The 15,274-nt window shown below is 34.7% G+C and carries 12 protein-coding genes and 1 riboswitch; of the genes, 10 read left to right on the top strand and 2 right to left on the bottom strand.

Going from position 1 to position 15,274, the window contains the following annotated elements; all coding sequences use genetic code 11:
* Positions 1–83: 83 nt before the first annotated feature.
* The 7 genes from NST98_RS09595 to thiT all read left to right on the top strand — a co-directional run bounded on the left by NST98_RS09595 (position 84) and on the right by thiT (position 9,921).
* Positions 84–1,325 (top strand): carboxylate--amine ligase, encoded by a 1,242-nt coding sequence (locus NST98_RS09595; RefSeq protein ID WP_340715006.1) that lies wholly within the window; start codon positions 84–86, stop codon positions 1,323–1,325.
* Entirely contained in the window at positions 1,325–2,023 is a 699-nt protein-coding gene (locus NST98_RS09590; protein ID WP_445684037.1) for an aspartate/glutamate racemase family protein, read from the top strand. Before NST98_RS09595 ends, NST98_RS09590 begins: the two co-directional genes overlap by 1 nt.
* A 205-nt stretch (positions 2,024–2,228) precedes the next feature.
* The gene (locus tag NST98_RS09585; protein WP_340715005.1) at positions 2,229–3,368 is read left to right on the top strand and encodes a DEAD/DEAH box helicase; all 1,140 of its coding nucleotides are present in this window, start codon (positions 2,229–2,231) and stop codon (positions 3,366–3,368) included.
* 10 nt (positions 3,369–3,378) lie between these two features.
* On the top strand, positions 3,379–4,608 hold the full coding sequence (locus tag NST98_RS09580) for an aminopeptidase (RefSeq protein WP_340715004.1): 1,230 nt from the start codon (positions 3,379–3,381) through the stop codon (positions 4,606–4,608).
* 237 nt (positions 4,609–4,845) lie between these two features.
* Complete coding sequence (locus NST98_RS09575) at positions 4,846–6,021, top strand: exonuclease SbcCD subunit D (protein ID WP_340715712.1); 1,176 nt, start codon at positions 4,846–4,848, stop codon at positions 6,019–6,021.
* A complete protein-coding gene (locus NST98_RS09570) occupies positions 6,018–9,095 on the top strand; it encodes an SMC family ATPase (protein WP_340715003.1) in 3,078 nt (1,025 codons plus the stop codon). Before NST98_RS09575 ends, NST98_RS09570 begins: the two co-directional genes overlap by 4 nt.
* Positions 9,096–9,159: 64 nt before the next feature.
* A riboswitch (TPP riboswitch) is annotated at positions 9,160–9,265 on the top strand.
* Positions 9,266–9,360: 95 nt separating this feature from the next.
* Complete coding sequence (gene thiT, locus NST98_RS09565) at positions 9,361–9,921, top strand: energy-coupled thiamine transporter ThiT (RefSeq protein ID WP_340715002.1); 561 nt, start codon at positions 9,361–9,363, stop codon at positions 9,919–9,921.
* A gap of 86 nt (positions 9,922–10,007) precedes the next feature.
* On the opposite strand, the gene NST98_RS09560 is transcribed toward thiT, so the two are convergent.
* The gene (locus NST98_RS09560; protein WP_340715001.1) at positions 10,008–11,003 is read right to left on the bottom strand and encodes an acyltransferase family protein; all 996 of its coding nucleotides are present in this window, start codon (positions 11,001–11,003) and stop codon (positions 10,008–10,010) included.
* A 206-nt stretch (positions 11,004–11,209) separates the two neighbouring features.
* Between NST98_RS09560 and map the strand changes: the two genes are divergently transcribed.
* Complete coding sequence (gene map, locus NST98_RS09555) at positions 11,210–11,962, top strand: type I methionyl aminopeptidase (protein WP_340434726.1); 753 nt, start codon at positions 11,210–11,212, stop codon at positions 11,960–11,962.
* Between the two features lie 276 nt (positions 11,963–12,238).
* Positions 12,239–13,378, top strand: a complete 1,140-nt coding sequence (locus tag NST98_RS09550; protein ID WP_096549889.1) for an IS110 family transposase — start codon at positions 12,239–12,241, stop codon at positions 13,376–13,378.
* Between the two features lie 160 nt (positions 13,379–13,538).
* Here the strand turns inward: NST98_RS09550 and NST98_RS09545 are convergent, their stop codons facing one another.
* The gene (locus tag NST98_RS09545) at positions 13,539–13,877 is read right to left on the bottom strand and encodes a hypothetical protein (protein ID WP_126434551.1); all 339 of its coding nucleotides are present in this window, start codon (positions 13,875–13,877) and stop codon (positions 13,539–13,541) included.
* A 745-nt stretch (positions 13,878–14,622) separates the two neighbouring features.
* On the opposite strand from NST98_RS09545, the gene NST98_RS09540 reads away from it, so the two are divergent.
* Complete coding sequence (locus tag NST98_RS09540) at positions 14,623–15,228, top strand: GNAT family N-acetyltransferase (protein WP_172597896.1); 606 nt, start codon at positions 14,623–14,625, stop codon at positions 15,226–15,228.
* The last annotated feature ends 46 nt before the right edge of the window (positions 15,229–15,274 follow it).

The raw sequence follows: 15,274 nt of genomic DNA, 5'->3' as shown, positions 1-15,274 counted from the left end.
CTATCCAAATAATTGATTTTGATACCATTTCGTGCTACTTTCATTTTAGTCAAGAAATTTGTCTGTAAAAATAAAAAGTAAAGATGAAGAGAGATGAAGAAGCAATGAATCAACCGTTTTTACCTGTATTATGTGGTTCAGATATGAATGCCTATGGAATGGCACGCGCCTTCCATGAAGCATATGGAATAAAATCAATCGTAGTGGGACGCTCTCACTTAACAGCAACACAGGACAGCAAAATCATTATTTTTGAACAAGTGGACAATTTTAATAAGCAAGAAGCCTTTTTACCAGCATTAGAGAACATTGCAGAAAAATATAAAGATATAAAACTATTGCTTCTTGCTTGCGGAGACGATTATGCAAAATTAATCATTAAAAATAAGCCTGAATTGCAAAAGCACTTTATTGTTCCATATATTGATGAATCTTTAATGGATCAAATCTTATTAAAAGAAAACTTTTATAAAATGTGCGATAAATATGGCTTTAAATATCCAAAAACAACGATTATTAGCTATGAAAATTATAAAGAGTTTGAAATTCCATTCGATTATCCAATTATCATCAAAGCATCTAATTCTGTAGCCTATTGGGCATGTTCTTTCCCGGGAAAGAAAAAGGTATTTGTTGCCCACGATGAAAAAGAAAAAAATGCTATATTAGATGCTATTTACAGCTCTACTTATAAAGATCATTTAATTATTCAAGAGTTCATTCCTGGCGACGACTCTTATATGCGCGTTTTAAATGCTTATGTAGGAAAAGACGGGAAAGTCAAATTAATGTGTTTAGGCAATCCGATTTTAGAGGAGCATTCACCTGAAGGGATTGGCAGTTACGCAGCAATCATTACTACATACGATAAGGAATTAATGGATCGGGTACGTCATTTCCTTGAAGATATCGGATATACGGGCTTTGCCAATTTCGATATGAAATTAGATCCGAGAACTGGAGAATACAATTTATTTGAAATTAATTTGCGAAATGGACGTTCAAGTTATTTTGTAACAGCTGCTGGATATAATCTTATGAAATATGTTGCGGATGATCATGTGTTTAATATTAAACAAGAGTTAACATATGCCGATAACAAACATTTATGGCTTGTTATTCCTAAAGGCGTATTATTTAAATATACTACAAATGAAAAATTAAAAATTGAAGCGAAAAAATTAATTCGAGAAGGCAAATGGACAAACTCCCTATATTATTCATATGATATGAATGCAAAACGTTGGTTGAAACTAACATTAAATAAATTAAATTATTACCGAAAATATAAAAAATACTTTAATAAAAAAGGTTTGGCGGAATAATGAAAAAAACTTTAGGAATTATTGGCGGCGTTGGCCCACTTGCAACGATGTTTCTTGGGGAAACAATCGTCCGCTTAACAAAGGCAACATCAGATCAAGAACACATTCATACGATTATTGACAATGATACATCAATTCCGGATCGTACAGCCTTTATTTTAGGTAAATCCAATCAAAATCCAGTACCGATTATTATTCAAGATGCGAAAAAGTTAGCAGAATATGGTGCTGATTTAGTATGTATACCATGCAACACAGCGCATACATTTTATGATGAAATACAACAAGGTTCGCCTATACCTGTTATTCATATGATTAAGGAAACAGCGAAACAGGCACGAAAACTTGAAGCGAAGAAAGTAGCAATATTAGCAACGGATGGCACCATTCAATCAAACGTGTATCAAGAGGCGCTGATTGAAGAGGGGATAGAGCCTGTCATTCCAGATGAAAACACGCAAAAACTCGTCATGTCCATTATTTATGATGATGTAAAATCGGGTAAAGAAGTTACGAGAGAACGGTGGAATGAAGTGGAAGATGCAGTTGTTGCGCTCAATTGTGACTACATTATTTTAGGATGTACAGAGTTGTCCGTTGTAAATAAAAACTTGCAATTAGGAAGTCGTTACATAGACTCATTAATCGTACTTGCAGAAACAGCAATTCGTAGCTGTGGATATGAAGTAAAAAAATAAAATGAACAGAAAGAATTCGCTTATATGAAGACAGCCTTAATTGGGGAGGTTATAACTAGTACTTAAGCGAATTCTTTTTTCGTGAACGCTAATAAGGTTGCTATTTATTTATAAATAACTTGAACACTTTAGGAAAGAATGGATGTAACAACGGTTGATATTTTCCGATATGTGGTAAAATAAATTTGGGAAGGTGGGAATGCTGATGTCAGCTATCAATTTATTGAATGAATCATTGCAAAAAAAGTGGAAATTTGAAACAACAATGAAAGTACAAGAGCAAATGATTCCAGCGATGTTGGAGGGAAAAGATATTGTTGCCGAATCTCCAACAGGATCAGGGAAAACATTAGCTTATGTATTACCTATATTAAATAAAGTGGACGGTTCAAAAAAAAGCACGCAAGCTTTAATCGTCGCACCTTCTCAAGAATTGGCTATGCAAATTGTAGAAGTGATTCGAGAATGGATTGTTGGAACAGATATTACCGTCCAACAGCTCATTGGTGGAGCGAATATGGCTCGTCAAATTGAGAAACTAAAGAAAAAACCGACCATCGTTGTAGGGACACCGGGTCGATTAAATGAATTAGTAAGAGCGAATAAATTAAAATTGAGAGAAATCCAAATCGTTGTATTAGATGAATGTGATCAATTATTGAGCAGAGATTATCGGGTCATCGTGAAATCCTTTATTGAAGGAGCATCTCCAAACCGACAAGTCGTTCTTGTTTCAGCGACGATAACTGATGAGATTCGGTTAGTTGCTAGCAGAATGATGAAAGATCCTATCAACATTCAAATTAAACCGGAAGATATGGTAAAAGTGGGGAAAGTCGTTCACTCCTTTGTGAAAGTGGATGAGCGAGAAAAAACGGATGTGTTAAGAAGACTCGCAAATATGGAAGGGGTACGAGGCCTTGCTTTTATCAATAATTTGGATCAATTATTATTAAAAGAAGTGAAATTAAAATATAAAGATGCAAAAGTAGTATCCCTTCATGCAGATATGAATAAAGAAGAGCGCAAAAAATCTTTGGATAATTTCCGTAAAGGTGAAGCCCGCATTTTGCTCGCAACAGATTTAGCCGCAAGAGGATTAGATATTGAAGGGCTTACTCATGTGATTCATGTTGATTTGCCTCATACAGTTGAACAATATTTGCACCGTTCTGGACGTACTGGCCGAGCGGGTGCTGATGGAGAAGTGATAACGCTTCTTTCATATAAGGATGAAAAAAATTATAAAAAATTATTAAGAGAAGTAGGACAAAAACCTGTGCAAAAGATAATTTATAAAGGTCAATTAATTGAAGGGAATTCAAAAACCATCGCTAAAAAGTGAGGGAAAGTTTATGACATTTGAAGAAAAATTAGAACAATATGCGGAATTGGCTGTCAAAGTCGGTGTAAACATTCAAAAAGGGCAATATTTATTAATTAATACAACGACAGATACATTAGATTTTACTAAAATCGTTGTGAAAAAAGCGTACGAAGCGGGAGCAGGAAGAGTACATGTCAATTTGTCTGACCAAGAAATTACCCGTGCTTTTTATGAATATGGAGCGGAAGATGAATTTAGCAAGTTTCCAAAATGGATTGTTGCACAGCGGGATGAATGTATTGAACGGAAAGGGGCTATTCTTTGGATTGACGCAGAAGATCCTGATTTGTTAAGCGGGATTCCAGCGCGTCGCATTACTGCTCAGCAAAAAGCTAGTGGAGAGGCGCTCGTGAATTATCGAAAAGCAATTATGAACGATGATATTGCTTGGTCAATTATAGCTGTGCCTTCAAAAAAATGGGCTGCAAAAGTATTTCCAGACTTACCGGAAGACGAACAAATGAAGGCGCTTTGGGAAGCAATTTTTAAAACCGTTCGCATCGGTGAAGGAGATGCAGTTGAAAATTGGCGCAAACATCTTGCCGAGTTGGAACATCGAGCAAAACAATTAAACAGTAAAAAATATGCGAAGTTACACTATAAAGCACCTGGTACGGATTTAACAATTGAACTTCCTGAAAAGCATGTATGGTGCACTGGTTCAAGCAAAACGCCAGAAGGAGTTACATTTATTGCGAATATGCCGACTGAAGAAGTGTATACTCTCCCATCAAAATTTGGGGTTAACGGTTATGTAAGCAATACAAAGCCTCTCGTTTATCAAGGAAATATTATCGATAAATTTACACTCACATTCGAAAACGGAAAAATTGTAAAGGCAGACGCTAAGCATGGCAATGAATTGTTGCAGGAGTTAATTCAAACAGATGAAGGTGCTGCATATTTAGGGGAAGTGGCGTTAGTCCCACATGAATCTCCAATTTCAAAGTCAGGCATTTTATATTACAATACGCTTTTTGATGAAAATGCCTCCAATCATTTAGCGATTGGGGAAGCCTATCCAACTTGTTACGAAGGTGGACGGGAATTAGAAGAAGGGCAATTAGAATCGCTCGGAATTAATGTTTCAGTTACCCATGAGGATTTCATGATTGGCAGTGCTGACATGGATATTGATGGCATTTTGCCAGATGGAACTAGAGAACCGATATTTAGAAAAGGAGATTGGGCGTTTTAATTTCGGTTTGACCACATCTTTTCTCTATGAGAGATGTGGTTTTTTTATTTGGAATAAAGTTTTTCAGGTTGAGGATGAAAATTTTTGGTTAACGAAGTTGCAAGTATTAATACGAAAATTTTAAGTTGATGAAGAATTTTCCAAAACCAATAAGAACGTATATTCGTAAATTTGGTAGTCACTCAATTGAACTCATGTTAAAATAGATGCATAGCAAAAAGCGGAGGTCGATTGAATTTGAAAATTTTCCATACGGCAGATTGGCATTTAGGAAAGCTTGTGCAAGGGGTGTACATGACAGAAGAACAGCGTTATGTACTCAATCAATTTATAACAGCAATTGATGAAGAAAAACCGGACGTTGTTATCATTGCAGGAGACTTATATGATCGAGCTCTTCCCCCGGTGGAAGCGGTAGATTTACTTGATGAAATTTTTGCCGAAATCGTGCTGAAACGAAACGTGCCTGTACTTAGCATAGCAGGAAATCATGATAGCCCTACACGTCTTGAATTTGGGAGCAAATTGATGAAAGAGAGCGGATTGTACATTGTCGGCGAACTCGATCGCCAATTAAAACCGATTATTTTACAGGATGAATTTGGAGAAGTGCATTTTCATCTTGTACCATTTGCAGAACCTTCCACTGTGAAAAATGTATTTCAATGCGAATCAATTAACACATACGATGATGCCATGAAAACTATCATTGAAAAAATAGAAGAAAATATGGATAGAACGAAGCGTCATGTGTTCGTTGGACATGCCTTTGTAACGCATTCTGGAGAAAAGGGAGAAAATACAAGCGATTCTGAACGTCCGCTCTCAATTGGAGGATCTGAATGTGTCAATGCTCAATATTTCCAGGCATTTCATTACACAGCCCTTGGGCATTTACACAAAGCTCATTACGTATTAAATGAAACGATACGATATCCGGGATCTCCATTAAAATATTCGGCATCTGAAGCGAATCATCAAAAAGGATTTTTAATAGTCAATTTAGATGAAAATGGACAAGTTTCTATTGAAAAACGAAATTTCACACCGAGACGAGATTTGCGCATCATTGAAGGCACCATTCAAGAAATTTTAAAACATGATTACTGTGAAGATTATGTATTCGTACGATTGACTGATTTAACACCAGTTGTAGGAGCGATGGAACAAATTCGCACTGTTTACCCGAATGCCATGCATGTGGAACGAAAAACGATTCAAAGAATTGAAAGTGCTGAAGAGAATATTAAAATTCAGCGAGAACAATTGGATGATATGACGTTATTTAAAGCTTTCCATAAAGAAATTTTAGGCTTAGAGCCGACAGAAGAAGCTCTTCAATTATTTGAAGAAGTATTGAATGAAATGTTGCGTGATGAAAGAGAAATGAAAGAGGAGGCGGTGACGAAATGAAGCCAATTTTATTAAAAATGACCGCCTTTGGACCATACAAAAATGAAGAAGTGATCGATTTTACAAGACTTCAGGAAAGAAAGCTTTTCGTGATTTCCGGACAAACTGGCGCCGGAAAAACGACGATTTTTGATGCCATCTGTTTTGCGTTGTATGGTTTTGGAAGCGGACAAGACAGGAAAGATACAAAAATGCTGCGCAGTGATTTTGCAGAAGATGACGTGCATACTACTGTTGAATTTGTTTTTGAAATACGTGGCAAAAAATATCGCGTTTTGCGCAGGCTGTCCCATGTGAAAAAAGGAAGAAAAACACCAACTGGTGAAAAATATGAGTTGTTTGAAATACTGCCAAATAACGAAGAAATTCCAGCGGTGGAACGGCAACGAGTGACGGATATTAATGAAAAGCTTGAAGAATTGATTGGATTAACTTACGAACAATTTAGCCAAATCGTGATGCTGCCACAAGGAGAGTTTCGTAAATTATTAACTTCTAAATCGGACGAGAAAGAAGAGATATTAAGAAAAATCTTTAAGACAGATCGCTTTGTAAAAATGGCTGATAAACTGGAAGAAAAGAAACGATTAGCGGATCAACAACTAAATGAAGCAAAGGCATTAAAAAATAGCTATATTAATCAAATTGAAGGAACATTACCAAAACGAGAATCATTGTTGTTTACAATGCTTAGTCAACATTCCAATATTTATCAGATTCTAGAAGGATTGGCAGAAGAACAGCAATATTATCAGAAAAAAATTAAAGATGATGAACGAATGTATCGAGAAGCTTTCAAAAAACATCAAGAGGCATATGAAGTTTATGTTGCGAATAAAAAGTTAAATGATCAAATTGATGAATATGAAAGGAAAAAAGAAAAGCTATCCTTTTTACAATCTCAAAAAGACCATTATGAACAAATAAAACAAACAATCGATGCAGCAAATCGTGCAAGCCGAATTTTCCCACTCTATTCTTATCTGATGGAACTGGATAAGGAAAAACAATCCATCGAAAAGAGAATGGAACTCGTTACAAAACAGTTAGAAGCAGCAAAATGGACATTTGCTAAAGCAGAAGAAATGTTCAAGATGGAAGCAATGAAAGAGGAAGAACGGGAACAAGCGAATGAACGAGTAAATGAATTAGAAAAACTTGTCCCTATTTATGAGCAAATGAACGAACAAATAAAGCTCGTGGACAAACTGTTGAATGAAAAAAATCAATTGCAAACTCGCCTACAAAACATAGTAAAACAGATCGAAGAAAAGGAATGGGCTATTCAACAGTTGAGCGAGATGATTGAAAAGCTGGAAGAAGACACAGAATCATTGAATGAACTATTAGAACAGCAACGTCTATTAAGAGAAATTGTAGATACCTACACAAAATACTTTGAGGTAAACGCTGAAGTCCATAAACTAGAAAACGAATGGCTTAAAGCGACATCTACCTATGAAGAAGTTCAAAATATATATGCTCAGGAAGAGGAAAAATGGTTGAATAATCAAGCGGCCATTCTTGCGAAGAGTCTCCTGCCTGGAATGCCTTGCCCTGTTTGCGGTAGTACGGTACACCGAATCGAACATACAGCATCAACTGAAACCGTTAATCAAACGGAATTGAAAAAACTGAAAGCAACATTAGATGAAGCTCAGCAAAAGAAATTTGCTGTTCAAGGGAAATTAGAATCGAAACGACATCAATTACAAGAAATAGAACAACAATTAATGCAATATCACGCGCCATTAAAAGAATATCAAAAATATGTTCATCAATTACAAGATATAAATATTGCTATAAAAGAAAAAGAACGTCAAAAAGAAGTACTTACATTAAATAAAAAACAAATAAAAATTCTGCAAGATGAAAATGCACAATTAGTTCATTTTCGTAAGGAAATCGAACGTCAGTATCATGAAAAACATGAACAATACACGCAGAATAGTACGATTTTAGAGCAACAAAAAAAATTAATACCAGAAGAGATTAAAGACCTTTCCCAATTACAAGTTGCACTTCAACAAGCAATCAGCAATAAGCAACAATTAAAACAATCTTGGGAAACAGCCCAAAAGCAGTATCAGGAAGCTAACAAACAAGTTGTAATGAATGAAGAGGCATTTAAACAAATAACTGAACAAGGGAAACATATTCAAGTAAAATGTCAACAATCAAAGGAAAATTTCCATTCAGCTCTTCTACAAGCAAGGTTTACATCGACGGAAGATTTTCTACTTGCTAGACGTCCAGAACAGGAAATTGAAGCTTTACAAATGCAATATGATAATTATTCAAAGGAGCTTCATTCTTTACAAGTGCAAGTGAAAGAGGAAGCAGAAAAATTAAAAGATAAAGAAAAGGTCGATTTAACAGAAGCTGAAAAAGAATTGGAAGCGTTGCAGTTTAATTATGAAAAAGCATTAGATGAATTAAACTATTCGAAAGCCTGTGAAAAACATTGCATCGACTTTGCAGAGAAGCTTGAAAGACTTGCCAATGATATATTTCAAATGGAAGAAAAATCGAATCAAATCATAGATTTATATAATTTACTTCGTGGACACAACAGCAAAAAAATTTCCTTTGAACGCTATGTCCAAATGGGGTATTTAGAGCTCATTACAGAAGCAAGCAATCTTCGTTTGAAAAATTTATCGAACGGTCAATATTATTTACAAGTTTCTGACCGATTGGAGTCCTACGGTAGGCAAAGTGGATTAGGATTAGATGTATATGATGCATACACTGGACAAGCAAGAGATGTAAAAACTTTATCTGGCGGAGAGAAATTTAATGCTTCGTTAAGTTTAGCACTAGGAATGGCGGATGTGATTCAAAGCTTCCAAGGAAATGTTCAAATCGAAACAATGTTTATTGATGAAGGTTTTGGCTCCCTTGATGAAGAATCGTTGATGAAAGCAATTGATACGCTCATTGAACTACAAAAATCCGGCCGAATGATAGGGGTTATTTCTCATGTGGAGGAATTAAAATCGGCAATGCCTGCTATATTACAAGTAGAAAAATTAAAAGAGGGCTATAGTAAAACATCCATTATATTAAAGTAAATAATGAGGTTGCAATCTTCATATAATTTGATAAAATGACATTGTTCCCAATAGAATATAAGATTTGTACCACAAGGGGTGCTGATGAAGTCAGCTGAGAGTGTGCCGGATGCACTAACCCTTAGAACCTGTAAGTTAGTACTTGCGTAGGGATGTGGATAGAAACCGAAACAAAGACGTCTCGGCTCTGTCCGGACGTTTTTTTATTTTGTAGTTTTCTATCCTTCTCTCAAGTTCTATAAACGAAGAGAAAGGAGATAATTGAATGAGAAACCAAAAATTATTATGGATGGTTGAAATTGCGATTTTTGCTGCAATTGGTTATGTGTTAGACCAATTGAAATTTTCTATTTGGGCGCAGGGTGGATCCGTTAGTTTAGTTATGCTGCCTATTATTTTAATCGCTATTCGTTGGGGACTATCTGCAGGACTTATGACTGGATTGATTGTAGGATTATTGAACATGACAATTAATCCTTATATTGTCCATTGGGCTCAAGCATTGCTTGATTATGTTTTTGCATTTACTTTCGTAGGATTTGCGGCAATTGTTCGTAAACAAGTGTTAGATGGAGTATCAGGAAATCGTAAAAATAAAATTGCATTATTTGTTATCATCGGAACAATTATTGGCGGTTTGTTGCGCTTTATTTGTCATACACTTGCAGGAGCTATTTTCTTCAAAGAATATGCAGGCGATCAAAATGCCTGGATTTATTCTATCGGGTATAATGGTTCATATATGGCTCCGGCTATTATTTTAACTGCAGTTGCAGCGGTGCTCATCTTTACTGCAAGCCCAAGATTGATAAAAAAAGAAAATTGATTACAATTGTGAATTAAAATAAAAAGCGAATTGGGAGACAATATTGTTTTCCTAATTCGCTTTTTTATGGATAAATTTTTATACGTTTATCTAATTTTACCTACAATCCATTTCCCAAAAGGTAAATACGAAATGCATTTTGAAATGGTAATGGCAACGATTAGCGTTGATATCATCATTGCTAAAATTGCTAGATAACCATTGTTGAAAAATGATACAAAGTACTTTGCGGTTAATGATAATATGTTCCAATGAATTAAATAAATCATAAATGCATACTTGCTAATAATTCGAATAATTTTAAAAGATGGAATCAGTTGTCCATAGGCTAAGATCATGCTTGTTATTCCAACGACAAAAGGAATCAAATCCATCCTTCTAGAATGTATTTCAACCATACCGAATTTATAGCCATACCAAATATAAAGAGCTGATAGTGCCGTGAAAATTACAGTGAAAATGCGATATTTTTTCAATAGTGGCTGAATTTTTTCATAATTTGCACCGATTATGAATGCGATTACAAAATAAACGAACCAAGTTGTTCCATACAATTTTTCATACTTCATATTTTCTTGAAAGAATGGATATGGTAAATCAAAAATTCGATGCTGCAGAAAATACAACAATGCACATAAAGGTAACACGACAAAAGATGGCCATTGAAATTTAATCATTAGCCAAAACAATAGATACAATTGAAGAATAACTAAAACAAACCAACCTACAAATTCACCTAGAACGATATTGTTATAAAAGGTTTGCCAAATTAGACCATTTTGGTAGTTATATTCAATGACAAGGGCATCAATAAAAGCCCAAAATATATATGGAAGTAAAATGAATTGAAGCCGTTTTGACCAAAACGATTGTGGGATTCCATCTTTATATTTTGCTGCAAGAATGATGATGGATAGTAAAATAAATGTCGGTGTAGCATAACATAGAAGTATTCGGATATAATGAACCACTACTGAATTTTCAGAAAGACCTGATTCTAGGTTATAAAAAGTAGTTGAATGTAATAGTAAAATTGATAAACATGCAATAACTCTTAATAAATCCCACTCTTTAATTCGCAATGATAAAACTCCTGTTTGATTATAACATGATTAAAATACCTTTGAAGGTCTAAATAAAATTTTCATTATATATTCTATCATTTCTTGAGTAAAATCATATATCATATTGTGTAGTACATTCCTAAATTTAAACTTGTATTTCCGAAAAACTTTATAGAGTATGTTATATTATAAAAAGAAATTGTATAGAAGAAAGGAACTTTTACATGATTGTAAAAACACAAGAAGAATTAGAAGCGTTAAAAAAAATTGGGCGCATTTGCGCGGAAATTCGGGATGCGATGAAAGCGGCGACTAAACCAGGCATCACAACGAAAGAGTTGGATGAGATTGCCGGCCGCATGTTTGCTGAAGCAGGAGCAATTTCTGGCCCAAAAGGTGAATATGATTTCCCGGGATATACATGTATTAGCGTCAATCACGAAGTTGCACACGGTATTCCAGGCAATAAAGTCATTCGAGAAGGTGACTTAGTCAATATTGATGTTTCAGGATCATTAGATGGTTATTTTGCCGATACAGGCATTTCTTTTGTTGTAGGAGAAGGGTATGAAGACAAAGAAAAACTTTGCCGTGTTGCTAAGTCTGCCTTCGAACGAGCAATGACAAAAGTAAAAGCAGGCTCTAAATTAAATCAAATTGGGAAAGCTGTTGAACGAGAAGCAAAAGATCATGGATTAAAAGTCATTATGAATTTAACGGGGCATGGAGTAGGGCGTTCTTTGCATGAAGACCCACAACACATATTAAATTACTATGATGCATGGGATGGAACTATTTTGAAAGAAGGGATGGTTCTTGCGGTTGAGCCATTCATTTCTGAAAAGGCAGATCATATAATTGAAGCTGGGGATGGATGGACATTTATTACACCTGACAAATCACTCGTTGCACAAGTTGAACATACAATTGTTGTGACAAAAGATAAGCCAATAATTATTACGCAAATTAATGAATAATCATTCGCTTTTATTTCATAAAAAACAATCATGAATTTTCATTCACAACCCTGGCATGAAAATGGATATTTCTTTCCAATAATGTAGATAACACAAACAGTTAACAATACGTAGGCTTTTATGGTGGATGATACCCTGAATAAAAAACTGTTTGAGTGGATTTGGTGAACAACCCATTGTTAGCTCATTCATTTGGAATGATGACTACGTACAGAAAAATGCTTATATTTCAAATTCACTCGCTGTTTGTGAATCTACTTTATGGGAGGGATTATATTGGATGTACTGATGACACGTTGTGCAGGATTAGATGTACATGCTGAAACAATTGTTGCTTGTGTCATGATTGGCGAACAGGACGATGAATTATTCATTGAAACAGAAACTTTCCCCACTTTAACAAAGGATCTCTTTCGTTTACTAAAGTGGTTGGAAAACCATGGCATTACGCACATTGCGATGGAGAGTACTGGAGTTTATTGGAAACCTGTTTATAACATTTTGGAGGATTACTTTGATATTACATTAGCGAATGCTCAAAGAATCAAGAATGTCCCTGGAAGAAAAACAGATGTTTCGGATGCAGAGTGGATTGCGAAGTTATTGCGTTATGGACTGATTGAAAAAAGTTTTGTTCCACCAGAAGATATACGAAACCTTCGTGATTTAACTCGGCTTCGTAAAAAATGGATCGGCCATTTGACTTCAGAAAAAAATAGGATTCTGAAAGTATTAGAATGCTCAAATGTTAAACTAAATTCAGTTATTTCAGATGTGTTTGGTGTTTCTGGAAGAAAACTTCTATCCAAATTAATTCAAAATGGATATGTTGATTCCATTGATGTAGAAAATAGTATTCACGGAAGAATGAAGCACAAAAAACAAATGATTACAGACTCTTTATTCGGTACTTTAAACGATCATCAAATCTTTCTAATCAAACAATCTTGGCAACACATCGTTTATTTAGAATCATTAATCAGCCAAATCGAGGAAAGAATAGATGAAATTCTGAAGAATTATAAAGAAGAAGTGGAGTTATTACTAACGATTCCGGGTATTAAAAAGGATTCCGCAGCAATTATTATTGCAGAGATTGGGGTGAACATGGAACAATTTCCTACCTCTCAACACTTAGCGTCTTGGGCCGGAGTTGCTCCAGGAAATCATGAAAGTGCAGGAAAACGAAAGTCAACTAAAACGACTAAAGGGAATCCTCATATCAAAACTGTACTGTGCGAAGTAGCATGGGCAATCTCTAGAAGTAGGAATCGTTGGTTAGCTGCTAAATATTGGTCGATTGCTGCAAGAAGAGGAAAGAAAAAAGCACTCGTTGCCATATCGCATCGAATGCTTCGAATCATTTACTCCATGCTAATTAATAAGGAGCCTTATAAAGAACCTTTAATTAATTAGTATAACCAAAGAAGAATAAGTTTAAACAAAGTTACCTTCCATTAGGTAGCTCTGCTTTCTTATTGTCTTTTTTAGGTTATTTATATATTACCCTCAATAGATTGAAGCTATTCATGGGCTAAGTGGAATTAAATTATTTTCACAGAAAAATCCTGAACGTTTAATGACGTACAGGATTTTTTTTCATAAATAATACTCCAACAATTAATACACCACTTAAAAATAGGGATGAAGTTGTAACTAATAGTTCATCAAATCCGTTTGAAATTGCAATTCCTATAAAAGACCAAACAAACACAAGTGGATATGCGGTGTCATAATGATGATAACGTAAATGCAATGCAACTAATGTGGCAAATGTTAATATAATTACCACCCATAAAGCATTACTCAAGCCGAACCCGTGCCATTCTTTATACAATAGTAAATAACAGGTATTGATAATAAAAATAAAAGTAATCCAGCCGAAATAAATAGCAATAGGAATTCTTTTTTTCAAATGTTCTCCTTGCATCGGATATGTAAGATATAGTGCGAATAAGGACAGTAGTTGGATTCCAACGCATATAAAGGAGTAGAATAATGCTTCCTTATTCCATAAGTATATCGAAAGTATTTGGAAGATCATCACGAGCAAAAAGAAAATTGTCTGAATAGGCGAAATAAAGGTTTCAGAGTTACGCTCCTTTGAATAATTAATTGCCCAAATAAATAAAAGAATAAAAAGAAAGAACCAAAATATATATACATAGGTAGAAGGCGATATTAGAAGTGGTAGGCGATTGATAATTGCTATAGTGGATTTTCCTTCGATTGGTAGCCAAAAAGAATATAAGGTATAGATGGTCGCTGCTATAAGGCTACAAAAAATGACGATCATTCGACCCATGTTTCGCACTCCTTTCCATAAAATTATAAACGTTTATTTCAACAACTTAAAGTGAGGAATTAAATTTTTCACTTTTATATATGACAAATATAGCAAGAGGAAAATATTCGAATAGTACTTTGGAAAACAATAGATTAAATGAATAGAGAGAACGAAATGTGGATGAAAACTAAACAAGCACAGCTTTCAACGTGCATATAATATTGTACAATCGAGTAGGTAAATAATGGAGTTTACGGTTCTGCAAGAACAAAAACAATCTAGTAAAGTTTGGGTTTCTTTAGCATGTTTATAACCTACTAACTAAATGCTAGTAGAATTATAAAATATGGAAGAAAGGCATTAGGTAAATACAATGGTGAAGAAGCTATTACAAATATTTAAAAAGAAGGGTGATCATGTGATTCGAATCGAAAGCGACAGGTTGCATTTACGTACCTTTGTAGAAACAGATGCAAAAAAATTAGCGGAATTATTACAGCGAAATAAATATTTTTGGGCAACTTATGAGCCATTACATGATGCGGAATATTATACAGAAGAGGCACAGTTTCGAAAAATTTTAGAAGGATTGCATCTTCAGCGTACAAATCGCGAATATTCCTTTGGGATATTTACAAAAGATGAGGAACAATTAATTGGCCATATTTCCTTATATGCGATTAAAAGGTTGCCATATAGCAGTGCATTTATCGGTTACTCCATCGACGAACGATTTACGGGACAAGGTATTGCAACAGAAGCAGTGAATGAAGTTGTGCAATTTGCTTTTAATGTAGTGAATTTACATAGAATCGAAGCATATGTATCACCCAAAAATATAGCTTCTGTGAAGGTTTTAGAAAAGGCAAATTTTAAACGAGAAGGTCTATTAAGGGAATTATTGTATATTAACGGATCTTGGGAAGATCATTATATGTATGCCCTTTTACAAAGCGATTATTTTCGTAATCAACGTTAACCGTTCGCTTCTTAACTAAAATCCTAAAATTAGCGATTTTAGTTAG

The organism is Ureibacillus sp. FSL W8-0352 (genome assembly GCF_038004345.1).
Lineage (GTDB): Bacteria > Bacillota > Bacilli > Bacillales_A > Planococcaceae > Ureibacillus > Ureibacillus thermosphaericus.
The sequence above is the reverse complement of the archived record's forward strand: the minus strand, read 5'-3'. Positions and strand labels throughout refer to the sequence as shown.